Consider the following 18,092-nt stretch of genomic DNA (forward strand, 5'->3'; position numbering starts at 1 on the left):
GGCGTTCAGTCGGCGGCGCCGGGCTGCAGGTGCCGGCGGAAGAAGGCCATGGTACTGCGATGCACCTGCAGCCAGGTCGCGTGGCGCAGGAAGAAGTGGTCCTCGTCCGGCAGGACCAGGGTTTCGACCGGCGCTCCCCGCGCGCGCAGGCGCTCGACCAGTTCCACGCTCTGGGCGAACTTCACCGCCCGGTCGTCGTCGCCGTGCATCAACAGCACCGGCGAACGCCAGGTGTCCACGTGCGCCATCGGCGAGGACTGCCAGGCCAGCTCCAGTTCGTCCGGCCGCAGGCCCCACAGGCCGCTGTTGTCGCCGCCCTTGGCGCTTTCGCGCCAGTCGTGGACGCCGTGGCGGTCGGCCCCGGCCGCGAACAGGTCGGAGTTGCGCGCCAGCGCCGAAGCGGTCAGGAAGCCGCCGTAGGAGCCGCCGTAGATACCGATCCGGCGCGCATCGACGTCGTCGCGCTTGGCCAGATACGCGTGCGCGGCCAGCACGTCCTGGTACTCGCTGGCGCCGCGCGGGCCCTGCTTGGCAGCGCGGCGGAAGGCTTGGCCGTAGCCGGTGCCGGCGCGGAAGTTCAGCGCCAGCACGACGAAGCCCTGGCTCGCCAGCCACTGATTGCTGGCGTAATCGGCGTAGTAGTAACTGCCGTAGTGCCAACCGGGCAGCATCTGCCGGATCGGCCCGCCGTGCACGTAGACCAGCGCCGCGCGCTTGCCCTTGAACGCGGCCGGCGGCTCGAACACGGTCGCATGCGAGACCACGCCGTCGCCGGCGCGCAGGCTGATCGTCTTGGGCTCGGCCAGGCGGTCGATCGGGAAGCGCGCCGGCAATTGCGCCGGGAAGATCCGCCGCGGCTCGCCGCCGCTGCGCGGCACCAGCGCGATCGCGGTCGGACGGCGCGCGTCGGCGTGGCGGAACGCGAGCCATTGCCCGCCGGCGACCGCGACCGGTTCGGTGGCGATCTGGTGCTTGTCGGTCAGCCGCGTCTGCGTGGCGCCCTTGGCGTCGACGACGAACAGCTGCCGGTAGTCGAGGTCGGCGCAATTGCCGCTGAAGAAGAAGTTCCCGTCCTCGGCCAACGCGCTGGTTTCCACCTCGCATTCGCCGCGGCTCAGCGCGACCGGCTGGCCGCCGTCGGGCGAAAGCGCGTACCAATGCAGCCAGCCGCTCTGTTCGGAGCTGAATACCAGACGATCGTCGCGGCTCCATTGCAACGCATCGGGCTCGGCGAACTGGGCGTAGCCGCCGGCGCTGTCGCTGGAGCGGAACACGCGCTTGGCCTGGCCGGTAGCGACCTCGGCGACCCAGATTTCGAACGGATGGGCGCCGGTCAGGTCGAAGGTTTCGCCGTTGCGCGCCGCGGCGGTGCGCAGGAACGCGACGCGGCGGCCGTCGGGCGACCAGGCCGGCTGGCTGTCGCGGTTGAAGTCCGCGCCCATCCAGCGCACGGTGCGCGCGGCCAGGTCGAGCACGCCGACGAAGCTGTGGTCGCCGCGGCCGCTGACGAAGCCCAGCGATTTGCCGTCGGGCGAAAACACCGCGCTGCCGTTGCTGCCGCGGGTCCGGATCAAATCGCTCTTGCACCACGCCGGCGCCTGGACGCCGGGCAAGGCATGGCAGGCCGGCGCCTGGCCTTGGACCAGCAGCGCATCGCTCCGCGGCGCGAACTGCATGCCGCGCCCGGCGGCGATGCGTTGCGGCGCGCCCGAACCGTCGCTGGCGACCACCCACACCGCCTGCTCCTGGCCGTCGGGGTCGCTGGTCGGGTTGCTGTTGTGGCCGGACGCGTCCGGACCGCTGCCGCGCACGTAGGCCAGCCAGCGGCCGTCGGCGCTGAGCTGCAGGGGGCCGATCGCCTGGCCGTCGTCCTCGCCGTACGCGGTCAGGCGTTTCGGCGCGAAGTCCGGCGCGCGCGCCGTCCATACGTTGCGCACGCCTTGATCGTTCGATACCCAGGCCAGCACCGGCGCATCGCTGGCGCCGACCAGTTGGTCCGGCCGCGGCACGCTCAGCAGATCGGCGATGTCCATCGCCGGCGCGGCGACCGCCACGGCCGCCGCGATGCTCATCACGCCGGCCATCGCGCCGGCCGCCATCCAACGACGTTCCCTGTGTTTCATCGAAGCCCCTATCGGATCGCGCGCGTGGCCTGCGTCCGCGCGGCGAGCGTCGCCGGGCTAGCGCATCAACACCACTTCTTCGGCGCTGGTGGGATGGATGGCGACCGTGTCGCGCAGGTCGTCCAGGGTGATGCCGCGTTTGAGCGCCACCGCGAACCCTTGCAGGATTTCGTCGGCGGCCTCGCCCAGCAAATGAATGCCGACCACGCGGCGCTCCTGGCCGACGCAGATCAGCTTGAACAGGCTGCGCTGCGGCGACTCGGCCAGGGCGTACAGCATCGGCCGAAAGCCGGCGCGATAGATGTGCAGATTGTCACCATGTCGTTCGTCGCCGTACCGCGCCCGCGCCTCGTCCTCGCTCAGCCCGACCTTGCCGATCGGCGGATGGGAGAACACCACGCTGGGGATGTCCTGCCGGCTCAAGCGCCCGTCGCGGCCGCCGAACACGCGGTCCATCAAGCGCCGCGCGGCGGCGATCGCGACCGGGGTCAGCTGCGGGTCGGCGGTGACGTCGCCGACCGCGTCGATGCCGGCGACATTGGTCGCGTTGAGTTCGTCGACCGCGATATGGCCGCGCGCGTCCGTCGCCACGCCGATGCGCTCCAGGCCGAGGCCGGCGCTGTTGGGCCGGCGCCCGGTGGCGAATACGACCTGATCGAAAGCCTCGCTGAGCGAACCGTCGGCGCCGCGCAGCCGCACCCGCCCCGGCTCGCCCTCCAGCGCGGCCACCGCGTGGCCGAAATGCAGGCGCACGCCGTTCTGGCGGTAGTCCTCGGCCAGTTGCGCGGTCAGCTCGGCATCGAAGCCGTCGAGCAGGCGCGCGCCGCGCGCGAACAATTCGACCTGGCTGCCCAGCGCCTGCAGCACGCCGGCCAGTTCGACCGCGATGTAGCCGGCGCCGACGATCGCGACCCGCGCCGGCGCGGCGCACCATTGGAAGAAGTCGTCGGACACCGCGCCGAGCCCGGCGCCGGGAATGTCGGGACGCAGCGGCCGGCCGCCGGTCGCCAGCAGAATCCGCGCCGCGCTCAGGCGCGCGCCGTTCTCGCATTCGACCGTGTTGGCGTCGACCAGTTGCGCGCGCATCGGCAGCACCGCGATGCCGGACGCGTCGAGGCGGCGCCGGTAACTGTCATGGATGTTGGCGATGTAGCGCTGGCGATGGACGATGAAGGTCGGCCAGTCCAGGGCGCAAGGCCGCTGCGGATCGGCGTGGAGGCCGAAGCCCAGGCTTTGCGCCATGCGCAGCTTGCCGGCGATGTCGGCGGCCAGCCACATCGCCTTCTTCGGCACGCAGCCGACGTTGACGCAGGTGCCGCCGAGCGCGCCGGGTTCGAGCAGGGCCACGCGCGCGCCGTACTCGGCGGCGCGGAAGGCGCCGGCCAGGCCGCCGGAACCGCCGCCGACCACGATCAGGTCGTAGCGGCCGTCGGCGCTGTCGGAAGAGTTCATGCGAAGCGCTCCGGTCGATAGGGATGCGGATCGATCGCCGGCGCGCGGCCGGCGATCAGGTCGGCGATCAGCTGGCCGGTGCCGGCGCTCATGCTCACGCCCATCATGCCGTGGCCGGTCGCCAGCCACAGGCCGTCGCGGCCAGGCACCGCGCCGACGATCGGCACGTCGTCGACGCTCATCGGCCGCCAGCCGTACCAGCGCTCGCGCTCGACCGGGCCGACCGGATGGTGCAGGTACTCGGCCGCGCCGCGCTCCAGCGCCGCCAGGCGGCGCGGGTTGAGGCTTTCGTCGTAGCCGGAGAATTCCATCGTGCTGCCGAGCCTGAAGCCGCTGTCCCACATGGTCACGCAGACCTTGCGCTCGCGCAGCACCACCGGCCGGCGCGGCACCAGCGCCGGGCGATCGTAAGTGATCGAATAGCCCTTGCCCGGCTGCATGGCGCGTGGCAGCGAACTCAGGCCGATCAGCTGCGACAGCTTCGGCGACCAGGCGCCGGTCGCGACCACCACCTGGCCGGCGCGCAGGACGCCCTGCGAAGTCAGTGCACGGTATTCCTCGCCGTCGCGCTGCAGATCCTGCAGCCGGCACTGCTCGATCAAGTCGCCGCCGCGCGCGCACACCGTGCGCGCGAGTTCGGCGACGTAGCGATCCGGGCGCAGCACAGCGTCGTGCTCGAAGCGGATCGCGCCGGCTACGCCGGGCTTGAACGCCGGGTCCTGGGCTTCGTAGCGGGCGCCGTCGATCACTTCGACCTGGATGCCGAACTCGCGCAACAAGTCGAGTTCGAACTGGCCGCCCTCGAAGGACTTGCGCTCGCGGAACACGTAGTCGACGCCGGCGTTGTCGAACTCGCAGACCAGGCCGTAGCGGCCGACCCAGTCTTCCAGGCGCGCGCGCGAATCGTTGAGCAGGGCCGACTTGGCCTGCGCGCTGGCGCGCCAGTCGCGCTCGTTGCAGCGCGCGGCGAAGCGCAGCAGCCAGCCCCACAGCTGCAGGTCGAGTTTGGGATGCACGTACAGCGGCGCGTCGGGGGTCAGCATCCAGCGCAGGGCCTGGGCGATCACCCCCGGCGCCGCCAGCGGCGTGGCGTGGCTGGGGGTGATGGTGCCGCAATTGCCGTGCGAGCTGCCGCCGCCGATCCGACCGGCGTCGATCACCCGCACGCTGCGCCCGGTTTCCAGCAGGGCCAGGGCGCAGGCCAGGCCGATCACGCCCGCGCCGACCACGATCACATCGCTGCGGCCGCGGTCCGTCCGCGCCTGCGCTTCCGCCACTTCTGCTTCGCCCATCTGCCCTTTCAGCCGTCCGGAGTCTGGTCGTGCGGCCGCGCGGCGTGCGCCGGCGGCCCCAGTGCCGTCGGGGAGCCGTTCGGCACACGCCCCATAGTACTAAGACTGGACCGGTCCGGCCGGGCCGGGCTTTGCGCGTTGCGGCGGGCCGTGGCGGCGAGTCGGCCGCGGTTCTGTGATAAGCGGCAGAAAAGTCCGCCGCGTTGTGTGACCACGAACGCGGGTTTCGCGTTCAAGCCGCTTGCCGCCTCCGCCTAAGGTCGCATTCGTCCACCGACACGCGCATCGCGGCCGCCACCCGCGTTCCAGCGTCGAAGCGCTGGACCCGACGCCATGACCCGCACCGACCGCCGCCGCGGCCGGCAGGGACGGCTGCGGCCTAAAAAACCACTTCAGGGATCCATCCATGCACGCCAAGACCGCTCTGCTCAGCGCCGCCGTCGTCGCCGGCATCGCCCTCCTCGCCGCCTCGTCCCGCTCCGGCTCCGAAACCACGCCTGCCGGGGCCGCGACCGGCTTCGCCGCCGGCCGCAGCGCAACCGCGCCCGCACCGCGCGCCGATGCCGCGCGCGCGCATCGCGCCGTGCAGGCGATGCAGCTCGCCGTCGGCAGCCGCCGCGAGAGCGACCTGCTCGCCGCCTCGACCTCGCCCGAACAGGCCGCCGCTTCGCCCGCGGCCCAGCGCGCGCGCCGCCTGCTCGAAACCGTCGCCGCCGACGCAGTGCACCGCACCCAGGCCGACGGCTTCGTCGCCCGCGACGTGATGATCGATCGCGACGGCACCGAGCACGTGCGCATGGAGCGCAGCTACCGCGGCCTGGCGGTGGTCGGCGGCGACCTGGTCGTGCATTCGCGCAACGGCGAACTGCTCTCGGTCACCCAGGGCGACAACATGCGCAGCTTCGGCCGCCCGTCGATCGAACCGAAGCTCAGCGCCGAACAGGCCGGCATCGAGGCCGGAGGCGCGTTCGACGGCACCGTCGCCGCGATCGCCCCGGCCCGCCTGGTGATCTTCGCCCGCGGCACCGAACCGACCCTGGCCTGGCAGGTCGACGTCGAAGGCGACCGTCGCAACGACCCCGCACCGGGCCTGATCAGCTACTACCTGGACGCGCGCACCGGCAAGCTGCTGCAGGAAGACGACCGGGTGCACTCGGCCGCCGCCAACGGCACCGGCCGCACCCTGACCCTGGGCAACGTCGGCCTGGTCAGCAACTCGGTCAGCGGCGGCTACACCCTGACCGATCCGACCCGCGGCAACGGCCAGACCCTGGACGCGCGCAACCAGAGCGGCACCAGCGGCGCGACCGCGTTCAACGACAGCGACAACGTTTGGGGCAACAACACCACCTCCGACCGCGCCTCGGCCGCCGCCGATGCGCATTACGGCGTCGCCGCGACCTTCGACTACTTCAAGAACGTGCACGGCCGCAACGGCATCTTCAACGACGGCCGCGGCGTCAAGAGCTACGTGCATTACGGCCCGACCAGCCTGGTTAACGCCTACTGGACCGGTTCGGCGATGGTCTACGGCGACGGCGACGGCGTGACCTATCGCCCGTTGGTCGCGCTCGACGTCGCCGGCCACGAAATGGCCCACGGCGTGACCGGCGCCACCGCGCGCCTGGGCTACTACAACATCAAGGACAGCGGTGGCCTCAACGAATCCACTTCGGACATCTTCGGCACGCTGGTCGAATACAGCGTCGGCAACGCCAACGACCCGGGCGACTACCTGCTCGGCGAGGAGGTCTACATCAACAACCCGGGCGACACCAAGGCCTTGCGCCTGATGTTCAAGCAGGACGCCGACGGCCGCTCGTTCTCGTGCTATCCCAGCGGCGGCTTCACCGCTTCGCTGACCTACCAGAACGGCAAGTACGACCCGCACCTGAGCTCGGGCGTGGGCAACCGCTTCTTCTACCTGCTGGCCGAAGGCGCGGTCACGCCGAAGGGCTTCAGCTACACCCCGGCGCAGCTGGTCTGCAACGGCGACACCACGATCGCCGGCATCGGCCGGGCCAAGGCCGGCGCGATCTGGTACCGCGCCCTGACTCGCTACTTCGTCTCCAGCACCACCTACCCGCAGGCGCGCACCGGCACCCTGCAGGCGGCGGCGGATCTGTACGGCAGCACGTCGGCCGAATACAAAGCCGTGGCTCGCGCCTGGAGCGCGGTGTCGGTGAACTGATCCCGCTTCGGCCTGACATCCACGGACCGGCCCGCACGCGCTGGCCGGTCCGCGTCGGCGTCCCGGCGCTCGCGCCTTCGTCAGCGCGAGCGCCGCAACGGCGGTACGCGCCAGTAGGTGAAGGCACGCCACAGCCATTCGGCCGGGCCGAAACGGAACCGGCGCAGCCACAGGTGCGCGAGCCGCATCTGCGCCAGGTACAGCAGGCAGGCCGCCGCCAGCAACGGCGCCGGCGCCAGTCGGCCCCACAGGCCCAGGCCGTAGCCGTAAAAGACCCAGGTGCCGACCAGGGACTGCATCAGGTACAGGCTCAGCGCGACACGGCCGGGCGCGACGAACGGCCGCGGCCAACGCCGGCCGCGCGCCAGCGACAAGACCACCGCCGCGACCAGCGCCAGGGCCAGCGGCAAGGCACCCATCATGTGCAGGGTGCCGGCGAGGAAACTGCGCGCGGTCAAGTGCGCGTTGGAGACGGTCGGGTCGATCGCCAGACTCGCGGCGGTCAGCGCCGCGCCCGCGCCCAGCCCGCCCCACAGCAGGCGCCGCCACAACCCACGGTGCGCCTGCGGCTCGGCGAACGCGCCGCTGCGGGCCAGGCCGGCGCCGATCAGGAACAGGCCCAGGGCCAACGGCAGCATGACCGGCGCGCCGGACAGGGTCAGCTCGGCGAATTCGCGCATGCGCTGCACGGTCGCATCGGCATAGCTGCCGTGCGCGTAGGCGGCCACGGCCTGCGCGCGTTCGGCGGCGCTGCGCGCCTGCGCCTGCGCGTCGTCGCCGGCCACGCCGGGCAAGGTCAGCAGCCCCGCCAGCAACAGCAAGAACGCGCACGGCACCGCGTACAGCAAGGCGCCCAGCCGCCACTGCGCCTGCGCGCCGAGCCCGCGCAAGGCGTACAGCGCGAATGCGCACAGCGCGTAGGTGACCAGGATGTCGCCGGACCAGATCAGCCAGGCATGGACCAGGCCGATCGCCAGCAAGCCCAGGCTGCGGCGCAGGTACAGCGGACGGAAATCGCGGCCGGCGGCCCGTGCGCGTTCGCCCATCACCGCGAAGCCGATCCCGAACAGCAGCGAGAACACGGTCCAGAACTTGTGCCGGACCAGCACATAGACCGTCATCGCCGTCCAGCGGTCGATGCCGCGCAGGGCCGGGTCGATGCCGTCGGACAGATCCGCCAGCGGCGCGGTGAAGAACGGCGCATTGCTCAGCAGGACGCCGAGCAGGGCGATGCCGCGCAACGCGTCGAGCGCATCCAGGCGCTCGCCGGCGGCGACCGGCGCCAGCGGCAGGGGCGGCGGCAGGGGCGGCGCAATCGGGCCGGGCTCGGTGGACATCGCGGTTCCTTAGGTAGCCGGCTCTTATGTAGCCCGTCCCGGCCGCGCAAAACAGCGCCGCCAACGCGGAGGCGGAAACCGCCCCGCCCAAACGGGAACGGCCCGCGCGAGCGGGCCGTCCGGAACATCGATCGCGGCGGCGGTCAGTGCTGGTGGCCGCCGTCGCCGTGGACGTGGCCGTGCTCGACCTCTTCCTTGCTGGCCTCGCGCACTTCGACGATCTCGATCGCGAAATGCAGGTCCTTGCCGGCCATCGGATGGTTCAGATCGACGTCGACCACGCTCATGCCGACCTTCTGGATGGTCACCGCGCGCGGGCCGAAGCTGGTCGGCAGCACCGCCTGCATGCCCGGGCTCAGCTTGGCGTCCTTGAAGTACTTCTTCGGCACGCGCTGGGTCAGGCCTTCCTGGCGGGCGCCGTACGCGTCGACCGCGGCCACGTCGACTTCGAACTTGTCGCCGGCTTCGCGACCGTCCATGGCCTTCTCCAGGCCCGGAATGATGTTGTTGTGGCCGATCAGGATCGCCAGCGGATCGCGGCCTTCCGAGCTCTCCAGCGGCTCGCTGCCCTGCTCGGAGACGGTGTAGTGGAAACGGACGACGCGATCTTTCTCGATTTTCATTGCTGGATCCGGATGGAGACCGCACGCTGCGGTCGGTAATGGGGACACGGCGCCGCGCAGAATGCGCGGACCGCCACAAAACGACAGGGACGCTGTCTTGTCGCCGCTGCCGTTAGCCGCCAAGCTAGCGACGTGACGAAGGCCGCGCATTATCCCGGCAACACCGCTCCCGCGCCAGCGCGCGGCCCGCTGCCGTTGCCGGCGCTGGCCCTGGCCGCGGCCCTGAGCGCGCTGCTGGCGGGATGCGGCGGCGGCCGCGAACTGGTCCGCAAGCCGGCCCCGCCGAGCGCCCCGATCCGGCACTGGCCGCACGTCCAGCCCGAGGACCCCGACTCCGCCAATGCCGTGCTGATGCGCGCCATCAGCCTGGTCGGCACGCCCTACCGCTACGGCGGCAACACCCCGGACAGCGGCTTCGACTGCAGCGGCCTGGTCAACTACGTCTATCGCGACATGCTGGCCCTGAGCCTGCCGCGCACCTCGCGCGACCTGGCCGCCTACCAGGGCCCGCGGATCGAACCGACCCGGCTGGCCGCCGGCGACCTGGTGTTCTTCGGCAGCCGCGGCAACGTCAGCCATGTCGGCATCTACGTCGGCGAAGGCCGTTTCGTCCACGCCCCCAGCACCGGCGGCACGGTTCGCCTGGACCGGCTCGACGGCCCTTATTGGGTCGATCACTACAGCGGCGCCAAGCGAGTGCTGAACAAGTGATCCGACTTTCCTGAACGGGGGTCGGCACCGGGTCGCGGTTAAAAATGTGAATCAAATCACGCGCTTGTTAACGAGCATCTAACGAAATTTAAACCAATGTCTCCGGCGCCCCGGGCATCATCCTTCCCCGGTGACGACTTCGTGATGACTGCGTGACGCCTCAATTCACTCGCCAACGCCGCCAGGCTGCTACCCCCGAAGCCCCCCTGGCCCAGAGCACCCGCACCGCTCGGGCTACCCAACGTCTCCTGCTCACCGCCGCGCTGGCGGTTTGCGCCCTTCCCGCTTTCGCCCAGTCCTCGACCGCCACCGGCCTGTCGATGGGCGCCCTGCCCGGCGGCCCCTCGCTGCGCAACGATTCGGCCGACGCGCCGGAGTCCACCGCCGGCAGCATGCTGCCGGAGGCGATGACCCTGTCCGACCGCGCGCTGCTGCTGGCCACCGACCTGAACCGCCTGCTCGGCCCGAACGCCAACCTGGGCAAGGCCGACCTGCCGGTCGCCGAACAGAGCCGGATCAAGAGCCTGCTGCAACGCGCCCTGGGCCTGCTCGGCACGCCCTACCGCTGGGGCGGCAGCAGCCCCGACCAGGGCTTCGATTGCAGCGGCCTGGTCGGCTACGTGTTCCGCAACGCCCTGGGCATCGAACTGCCGCGCGTCTCGCGCGAGATGGCCAAGACCGGCGCAGTGATCGACCGCGCCTCGATGACCGAGGGCGACCTGGTGTTCTTCGGCCGCCGCGGCCGGGTCGACCATGTCGGCATCTACCTCGGCGACGGCCGCTTCGTCCACGCTCCGCGCACCGGCAAGGACGTCACCGTGTCCAGCCTGGACACCGGCTACTGGAGCGGCAAGTTCATGGAAGCCCGCCGCGTCGACGGCATCTGAGGCGACCGCCCGAGCATCCCAACACAAGCCGCCTTCGGGCGGCTTGTTCGTTTTGGGGCCGCGGCGGCGCGATCGGCCGGTGGCGCCGTGGTTGCCAGGCCCGGGTCATGGCTTGCGCCGCTCCTACTCCCGCGACGGTTTCGGGCTTCGATCAATGGCGATGGCGTTGGTTTCTCTGCGCGTTCCGTGGTCGCGGCTTACGCCGCTCCTACAGGGAGACATGGGGAAGGACGCGGCGAGAGTGAAGGATGGCGGTCGCGGCTTGCGCCGCTCCTACTCCCGCGACGGTTTCGGGCTTCGATCAATGGCGATGGCGTTGGTTTCTCTGCGCGTCCCGTGGTCGCGGCTTACGCCGCTCCTACAGGGGCATGGGGCAAGGACGCGGCGAGAGTGGAGGATAGCGGTCGCGGCTTGCGCCGCTCCTGCTCCCGCGACGGTTTCGGGCTTCGATCAATGGCGATGGCGTTGGTTTCTCTGCGCGTCCCGTGGTCGCGGCTTACGCCGCTCCTACAGGGGGCGGTGCCGCTCAGCGCTCGATCAGGATCAGCTTGCCGGTCTTGGGGTCGCGGTAGACCTGGCCGACCTCCTGGTAGCCCGGCCCGGCGCCCTGCTGCCCGCGATGCGGGCGCTCGATCGCCTTGCCGCGCGCGACCTCGACCGGAGTGCGCTGCGGCGTCACCGCGGTGATCGCGGCGAGCAGGCCGCAGGCGAACACCAGCATCACGTCGACCAGATTGACCAGGCTGGCGCGCGGGTCTTCGTCGTCGTGGTCGAAACGCGTGCGCAGCCGGCGCCGCGCCGCGCGCGAGGCGCGCACGCTCATGCCGCCGCCTCCATGCGTTCGAGCAATTCCTCGTACCAGCGCCGGCGCAGGCGGCCGATCCACAGTCCGGCGATGCCGGCGATCAGGCCGAGCACGGTAGCGTCGAAGGCCACCGTGACCGCGCTGGCGAGCTGGGCCGGATCGCCCTGGCCGAGCGCGGCCAGGCCGGGGCCGAGCGGGATGATGGTCGCCATCAGGCCCAGCATCGGCGGCACCCGCGCCAGCAGATCGCAGCGCTCGACGCGCCGCCGCGCCAGGCGCTCGACCAGGGCCGGATCGCCGGCGCGCTCCAGCCGGCGCAGGCCCAGCCAGCGTTCGCCGATCGCCAGGCCGGCCTCGATCAGGGCCGCGCCGCAGGCCGCCAACAGCACCGCCATCGCCACCGGCAACAGCCGCGCGATCAGGTGGTGCAGCCAGTCGAAATGCGTCATCCACTCCATCGTCGTCTTACCTCGTATTCGTTGACCTGGTCGATCGCGCGGCCGCAGCGGCCCGCGCTCTACGTCATCCCGCCCGCGCCGCCGGCACCGCCAGGCCGCGGCGCAGGCCGAAGCCGAGCAGCAGCGCGATCGCCAGCGCGATCAGCGCCGACGGCAGCGGATGGCGCTGGACCAGCGCCACCGGCGCCAGGGTCGACAGTTCGCTGACGCGCGCGTTGCGCGCCGGCTCGGCCGGCTTGGCGGGCGCCGGCTTCGATTCGGGCGGCTTCGGCGCGGCCTGCGGCGCCGGCACGGGCGGCGACGGGCGATTCGATGCCGCGGCCGGGTCCGGCGCGGCCGCGGCCCGCATCGCCGCCTGCTGCGCGCGCGCGGTCTCGCCGCGTGCGAACGTCGACACCGCGCCGCGCTCGCCGCGCGCGCGCGCCAACACTTCGGCCACCTGCGCCTGCGCTGCCGGCGACAGCCGCGGTTGCAGCCAGCCCCACAACGGGTGGTCCGGCGCGGCGTGGCCGCTGCCCGGCAGGCCGTTGCGCGCGACCAGCGCGGCCAGTTGCTCGCCCAGGCGCGCGAGGTTGGCCTCGGGCGTCTTCCAATAGCCCTTCTGCGCCGCCACCAGCATCAGCGCCAGCATGTGCGCCTTGGCCTGCTGGGCGTGGCCGCGCTCGAGGAAGTCGGCGACGCCGAGGCGGTAGCGGTCGTCGAGGTAGACGCTCTGCACTTCGTCCCAGGCCCAGCCGTGGATCACGTCCGGCCGGGTCACCTGCCAGCCCCACAGGTTTTCCAGGAACTCCTGACTGACCGTGCGCGCGCCGGCATAGCCGTGTTTCATCAGCGGGCGGATCCAGGCGGGATTGAGGTAACGGCCGCGGAACTCGCGCAGCAGCGCGGCTTCCAGCGGCTCGACGTCGGCGCGCTCGGCGTCGGCGTTGTACAGCACCTGCGCCTGCGGCACGCGCCCGGTCAGGGTCTCCACCGCCAGCGACAGGCCGCCGAAGTAGTCGAAGGCATCGTTGTTGTCGAGCAGGCCGTACAGGTGCGAGGCGCGGCCGTGGTAGCTGCGCTCGACCCGGCCCAGGCCGATCTCGAACGCGCGGTGCGCGGCGCTGCCGTCGGCGTCGAGACCGTAGGCATGCCCCATGCGGTTGAGATAGGCGCGGCCGATCTGGCGCCGTTCGCTCCAGGCGCCGGAGCGCTCGGTGAGCCGATTGACGCCGGCGCCGTACGCGCCGGGCGCATCGCCGAACACCCGCCAGGCCGCCTCGCGGCCGGCGTCGGCCAACGGCACGCCCTGCGCGCGCAGGGCGTCGGTGCGCTGCAACCATTCGCGAGCGACGCCGTTGCCGGCCACCGCTTCCTCACCGAATTCGACCTGCTCGCCCAGCGGCGCCAGCGCCGCCGCCAAGGCCGGCGCCAACTCCGGCCGCTGCGCGCGCAGGGTCTTGGCGCTCGCCGCCAAGGCCAGGCGGCCGCCGCGGTCGAGCAACTGCACCAGGTTCGGATAGAGGTCGCGGAACAAGCCCGAGGTGGTGACGATGACGTCGCGGCGCGGCTGCCCCTGCGGCATCGGCTTGAGTTCCAGCCCCTGGACGATGCCGCGTGCGTTCCAGCGCGGCTGCACGCCCATCAGCGCCAGCGAGAAGCCGACCATGACGCCTTCGTCGCGCACCGCGTCGGACGCCCACAACACCACGCCCTCGCTGCCGCTGCGGCCGTCGCTGCGCGCCAGCACCCGCGCCGCCTGTTCGGCGCCCAGGCGCTGCGCCAGCGGCGACGGCAGCACGTCGCCGTCGAGGCCATGGAAGTTGCGCCCGGTCGGCAGCGATTCCGGCGCGCGCAAAGGGTCGTTGCCCTTGCCCGGCCGGACGAAGCCGCCGTCCAGGCCGTGCAGCAGCGCGGCCATTTCCGCCGGCGGCGATTCGATCAGTTTGCCGCGCAGGGCCTCGCGTTCGCCCAGGCCGCGCATCGAGTCGAGCATCGTGTCGAGCTGGCCCGCATCCCAGGCCTGGCCGAACACGTGCAGGCCGTGCGGCATGAATTTTTCCTGCAGCTTGGTCAGGTAGTGGCCGATCTCGTGCGCGAGCAGGTCGTCGTCGGCCTGTTCGAAGCCGATCCCGCGCACCTTGAGCACGTCGGCCATGCTCGCTTCCAGTTCGGCGCGCAGCTGCAACGCCTCGACCTGGGCGCGCATCTCGCTCGCGGCCTGGGCGCGCAGCGGTTCGCTGCTGCTGCTCTCGAAGCTTTCGACCAATTGGCGCAGGGTCAGCAGGCGGTCGTACAGCGAGGTCGCCGCCAACGGCGGGGTCAGGTGATCGACCATCACCGCCAGGCCGCGGCGCTTGGCCTGGGTGCCTTCGCCGACGCCGTCGACGATGTAGGGATAAATCCCGGGCACGTCGCCGGCGATCAGGCGCGAGTAATCGTCCTCGGCCAGGCCGACCGCCTTGCCGGGCAGGAACTCGTAAGTGGAATGGCGGCCGATGTGGACGATGGCGTCGGCGCGGAACACGTCGCGCAGCCAGTGGTAGTAAGCCAGGTACTGGTGCGGCGGCGGGATCTGGGTGTTGGCGTGCAGCAGTTCCTCGTCGACCTCCCAACCGCGCGGCGGCTGCGGGCCGATGAACACGTTGCCCAGGCGCAGGCCCGGCAGCACCACGGTGTCGTCGTGCACCATCACCCTGCCCGGCGCGCGGCCCCAGCCGCGCAGGCCCGGCACCTGCAGCGCCAGCAGGCGGCGCTGCGCGGCGCCGGCGTCGGCGCAGCTCGCTTCGGCCGCCGCGGCCTCGGCCTTGAGGCAGCGCAGATGGGCTTGGATCAGGTGGCGGAACTCGGCCAACGCCGTGTCGCGTGCCGGATGATCGATGCCTTCGAGCAGATGCAGCAGTTCGCGTTCGGCATCGCGCACCCGGCGTTCGCCGAGTTCGGTCTCGTGCGCGGCGCGCGCCAGCGCGACCTGCGCCTGCAGGCGCGCCAGCGGGCCGTCGCTGACCTCGCCCTGCACCGCCGCCGGCAGGGTCGCGAACCAGCGCCGATAGTCGTCGCCGGACAGGGTGGTCGCCTGGGCCGCCATCGCCGCCAGTTCGCCGCCGTCCTCGGGCGTGTTGACGCCGAGCTGCATCATCCGCTCGAGCAAGGCCTCCGGCGTGGCCGGCAGGTCGTCGATGCGATAGCCGTGGTCGCGCATGGTCCGCAGCATGCCGTGCAGCGAAGCCGGCACGTCGAGGTTGTCGGCGCCGATGTTCTGCCGGCCGGGCGGGTGGTTGTAATAGATCAGGGCGATGCGCCGTTCGCTCGCCGGCTTGGCGCGCAGCGCGCGCCAGCGCCGGGCGCGCTCGACCAGGGCGCGCATCTCGCCGCTCAGCGGCTCGGGCCGCTGCAGGCGCACCCCGGTCAGCGGATCGATGCGCGGCGCGCCGGCCGCGGCCAGCACCATCGGCTGGCTGCTGCCCTGCAGCTCCGACATCGCGACCCGGTACTGCACGCTGGAGGCCGGCAGGCCGTCGCCGGACAAACGCCATTGCGCTTGGCCGCGATCGAGCAGGCGGATCGCCTTGAACACCGGCACGTCGAGCGCGGCGATCGCGCGGGTCGCCGCGTCGCGGCCTTCGGCGGCGCCGACCACGAAGTCCTGCAGCACCACCAGCCCGGCCAGCGGCTGCGCGCCGAGCATGGCACGCAGGTTCTGCACCGCCTGCAGCGACGCCTCGCCCCAGCGTGCGTACAGCCCCAGGCAGGCCAGTCCCTGCGCCTGCGCTTGTGCGCACAGCGCGTCGCCGGTGGCGACGTCGGCGTTGTTGAGGTCCAGCACCGCCAGCAGCGGCCGGGCATCGGCGGCCGGCGCGGCGACCGCCGCGCCGTTCTGGCGCAGCACCAGATCCGGCTGCGGCTGCGCCGCCGGCACCGCGCCGCCGTCGAGCAGAAAGGCGTAGCTGCGCTGCAGGTTGCGGTTGCCGCCTTCGCGCCACAGCGCGCGCAGGTCGAGCCATTCGCCGGCGAAGGCGTCGCCGCGGGCGCGCCGGACCAGCTCGGGCGGCGGCGTTTCGGCGGTGACGCGGATCAGTTCGTCGGCGCTGAATGCGCCCAGGCCGTGACCTTCGCGATGGCTGGACTGGGTCAGGCCGGCTTCGCCGTGAAAGGCGTACAGGCGCTGCGGACCGCGTCCACGCTGACGCAACCAGGACGCCGCCTCGCGCAGGCGCACGCCCTGTTCGCCGAACAAGGCCACTGCGATCACCGCGTCGCTGCCGCCGACCAGTTCGCGCAGTTGCCCGCGATCCAGGGCTTCGAGCTGCTGCGGCGTGCGCAGCACGATGCGGTCGCCGGGTCGGGTCGCCAACAATTCGCGTGCGGCCTCGGCCGCTTCCGGCGCGGCGCGCTCGGAGACTACGCCGAACACGGTCTTGGCCGGGGCGGCGGCGGCGAACGCCAGCAGGGCCGCGGCGCCCAAGGCGCGCCATCGGCGAGCGACCGCATGCCCAAGGACTCCGCGCTCACGGACACCACGCTCGACAACACCACGCGCAACACGCATCGACGGCCTCGCTCGCCGCACGCCCTGTGCGGAGCTGGATGAAGGAGGCGAACGACGGACGAAGAGACAGGCCACGGACCCGGTGCACAGGCGCGCGACGCCGCCCTCCGCGACGTCCACCGCGTACGCACCGGCCGGTCTCCGGGCTTGCGGGGGCCGGGACGAACCCGGCGCATCGGCGCCTTCCCGGAGCGCAGGCTCCAGTGGCTGGGCGAGTGCGGGCGGTTCGCATCCACGCCGGACGCGACCGCCGGCCGTCGCCGACGTGCCGATGCTTTACCCGCCTACCGTTGCAGGGGCAGCGCCGGACTGGTCCGCAGCCTCGCGGACGCACCGGCTTCCCGTTTAACCGCGTCGCCGGAGGGCGAGGCGGCACCAGATGCAAAGCGCGCGCAATCTAGCACAGCGCGCCGGCACGGCGCGGACGCGGGAGTATGGAGACGGCGGCAGCGTGCCGAGCCGGTGGGCGCCGCGTCGGGCGTGCGGAGCCCATCCTCCCGCGCTGCGAACCCCGCTCAGCAACCCAGTTGCGCCGGGCGCTGGCCCACTCTTTCGAAGGGGGCGATCGATGACGCGCCGACTCCCCGCACGCCGCTCACCCCTCGTGCACGTAACGCTCGACCGTCGCCTCGATGCCCTTGCTGAGTTCCATGATCTTCAGCGCGTACTCGGCCAGGCGCTTGTCGTCCTCGGTCAGCGGCGTCCACGCCGGCACCGGCGTCGGCTTGCCCTCGGCGTCCATCGCCACGAACACGATCACGCAGTGGGTGCACAGGCGCTCTTCGGCCACGCCGTCGTCCAGGCCCGGGTCGCGCGCCTTCACGTCGACCGCGAAGTGCATGCTGCTGGTCCCGGTGTGGATCAGCTTGGTGTGCACGGTGACCAGGTCGCTGATCCGGATCGGCGCGACGAAGCGGATGCCGCCGACCGCGACGGTGACGCTGTACTTGCCGCTCCAGCCGACCGCGGCGGCGTAGCCGGCCTGGTCGATCCACTTCATCACCATGCCGCCGTGGACCTTGCCGCCGTAGTTGACGTCGGTCGGCTGGGCCAGGAAACGCAGGTTCAATTCGCGTTGCTGCCCTTTCATGCCCGGTCCTCCCGCACGACCTTGATATGCCGCACTACCGCCGCGCCGACCCGGTGCACCGCCGCGCGCTGGCGCTCGTCGCTCAGCTGGCCGTAGTCGGCGAGCTTGTCGCCGGCCTGGCCGACCGCGACCTGCTGCGGCACCACCAGCAGGCCGAGCTTGGCCAGCGCGTCGCGCAGCACCAGCAGCGAGCGCAGCCCGCCGAGCGGGCCCGGCGAGGCCGAGACGATGCCGGCGACCTTGTCGGCGAACAGCGCGGTACCGGAGCGGCCGTCCGCGAGCGGGCGCGAGATCCAGTCCAGAGTGTTCTTGACCAGGGCCGGCATCGAACCGTTGTACTCCGGCGTGCTGATCAGCAGGCCGTCGTGCTCGGCCATCAGCGCCTGCAGCCGGCGCGCGTTGTCGGGCATGGCCTCGGCTTCGATGTCGCCGTCGTAGATCGGCAACGCGTAGTCGCGCAGTTCGATCAGGGTCACTTCGGCGCCGGCGGCGCGCGCCCCCTCGGCCAGAACCGGGATCAGGCGGCGGTTGAAGGAGCCCTGGCGCAGGCTGCCGGCGAAAGCCAGCAGGCGCGGGGCGGCGGAAGGAATGGCGG

13 protein-coding genes and 1 riboswitch are annotated in these 18,092 nt (G+C 71.9%); of the genes, 3 read left to right on the forward strand and 10 right to left on the reverse strand.

The features are described 5' to 3' along the window. Positions 1–5: 5 nt before the first annotated feature. From TX83_RS14220 to TX83_RS14230, 3 genes are read right to left on the reverse strand one after another with little or no spacing between them, the layout of a single operon-like run. On the reverse strand, positions 6–2,123 hold the full coding sequence (locus tag TX83_RS14220; protein WP_075575173.1) for a S9 family peptidase: 2,118 nt from the start codon (positions 2,121–2,123) through the stop codon (positions 6–8). Positions 2,124–2,180: 57 nt separating this feature from the next. Beyond that, on the reverse strand, positions 2,181–3,575 hold the full coding sequence (gorA, locus tag TX83_RS14225) for a glutathione-disulfide reductase (RefSeq protein ID WP_064748626.1): 1,395 nt from the start codon (positions 3,573–3,575) through the stop codon (positions 2,181–2,183). Further along, entirely contained in the window at positions 3,572–4,867 is a 1,296-nt protein-coding gene (locus tag TX83_RS14230; protein WP_064748627.1) for an NAD(P)/FAD-dependent oxidoreductase, read from the reverse strand. The genes gorA and TX83_RS14230 overlap by 4 nt, the downstream gene beginning before the upstream one ends. A gap of 592 nt (positions 4,868–5,459) precedes the next feature. Between TX83_RS14230 and TX83_RS14235 the strand changes: the two genes are divergently transcribed. Beyond that, positions 5,460–7,058 (forward strand): M4 family metallopeptidase, encoded by a 1,599-nt coding sequence (locus TX83_RS14235; RefSeq protein ID WP_075575174.1) that lies wholly within the window; start codon positions 5,460–5,462, stop codon positions 7,056–7,058. Positions 7,059–7,138: 80 nt separating this feature from the next. Here TX83_RS14235 and TX83_RS14240 read toward each other — a convergent pair whose 3' ends face one another. After that, positions 7,139–8,395 (reverse strand): DUF418 domain-containing protein, encoded by a 1,257-nt coding sequence (locus TX83_RS14240; RefSeq protein ID WP_064748628.1) that lies wholly within the window; start codon positions 8,393–8,395, stop codon positions 7,139–7,141. A gap of 143 nt (positions 8,396–8,538) precedes the next feature. Beyond that, complete coding sequence (locus tag TX83_RS14245) at positions 8,539–9,018, reverse strand: FKBP-type peptidyl-prolyl cis-trans isomerase (protein WP_064748629.1); 480 nt, start codon at positions 9,016–9,018, stop codon at positions 8,539–8,541. A gap of 132 nt (positions 9,019–9,150) precedes the next feature. Here TX83_RS14245 and TX83_RS14250 point away from each other — a divergent pair, with 132 nt between their 5' ends. Together TX83_RS14250 and TX83_RS14255 are read left to right on the forward strand one after the other, a co-directional pair. Beyond that, positions 9,151–9,729, forward strand: coding sequence for a C40 family peptidase (locus tag TX83_RS14250; protein ID WP_079248233.1), 579 nt, complete (start codon positions 9,151–9,153; stop codon positions 9,727–9,729). 152 nt (positions 9,730–9,881) lie between these two features. Then, the gene (locus TX83_RS14255; RefSeq protein ID WP_261370140.1) at positions 9,882–10,616 is read left to right on the forward strand and encodes a C40 family peptidase; all 735 of its coding nucleotides are present in this window, start codon (positions 9,882–9,884) and stop codon (positions 10,614–10,616) included. Between the two features lie 526 nt (positions 10,617–11,142). Here the strand turns inward: TX83_RS14255 and TX83_RS14260 are convergent. From TX83_RS14260 to TX83_RS14280, 5 genes are all read right to left on the reverse strand, one after another. Then, a complete protein-coding gene (locus TX83_RS14260; RefSeq protein ID WP_064748631.1) occupies positions 11,143–11,439 on the reverse strand; it encodes a DUF2149 domain-containing protein in 297 nt (98 codons plus the stop codon). After that, a complete protein-coding gene (locus TX83_RS14265; RefSeq protein ID WP_087960732.1) occupies positions 11,436–11,870 on the reverse strand; it encodes a MotA/TolQ/ExbB proton channel family protein in 435 nt (144 codons plus the stop codon). Before TX83_RS14265 ends, TX83_RS14260 begins: the two co-directional genes overlap by 4 nt. A gap of 73 nt (positions 11,871–11,943) precedes the next feature. Next, positions 11,944–16,323, reverse strand: a complete 4,380-nt coding sequence (locus tag TX83_RS14270; RefSeq protein WP_064748633.1) for a cobaltochelatase subunit CobN — start codon at positions 16,321–16,323, stop codon at positions 11,944–11,946. A gap of 199 nt (positions 16,324–16,522) precedes the next feature. After that, a riboswitch (cobalamin riboswitch) is annotated at positions 16,523–16,803 on the reverse strand. A 199-nt stretch (positions 16,804–17,002) separates the two neighbouring features. Next, the gene (locus TX83_RS14275; RefSeq protein ID WP_064748634.1) at positions 17,003–17,497 is read right to left on the reverse strand and encodes an acyl-CoA thioesterase; all 495 of its coding nucleotides are present in this window, start codon (positions 17,495–17,497) and stop codon (positions 17,003–17,005) included. Then, positions 17,494–18,092: NADPH-dependent FMN reductase (locus TX83_RS14280; RefSeq protein WP_222423769.1), on the reverse strand; the 599-nt coding region annotated here is incomplete at its 5' end. The genes TX83_RS14280 and TX83_RS14275, both read right to left, overlap by 4 nt.

The sequence above is a fragment of the Lysobacter antibioticus HS124 genome (assembly GCF_000336385.2).
In the GTDB taxonomy this organism is placed as follows: Bacteria; Pseudomonadota; Gammaproteobacteria; order Xanthomonadales; family Xanthomonadaceae; genus Lysobacter; species Lysobacter firmicutimachus.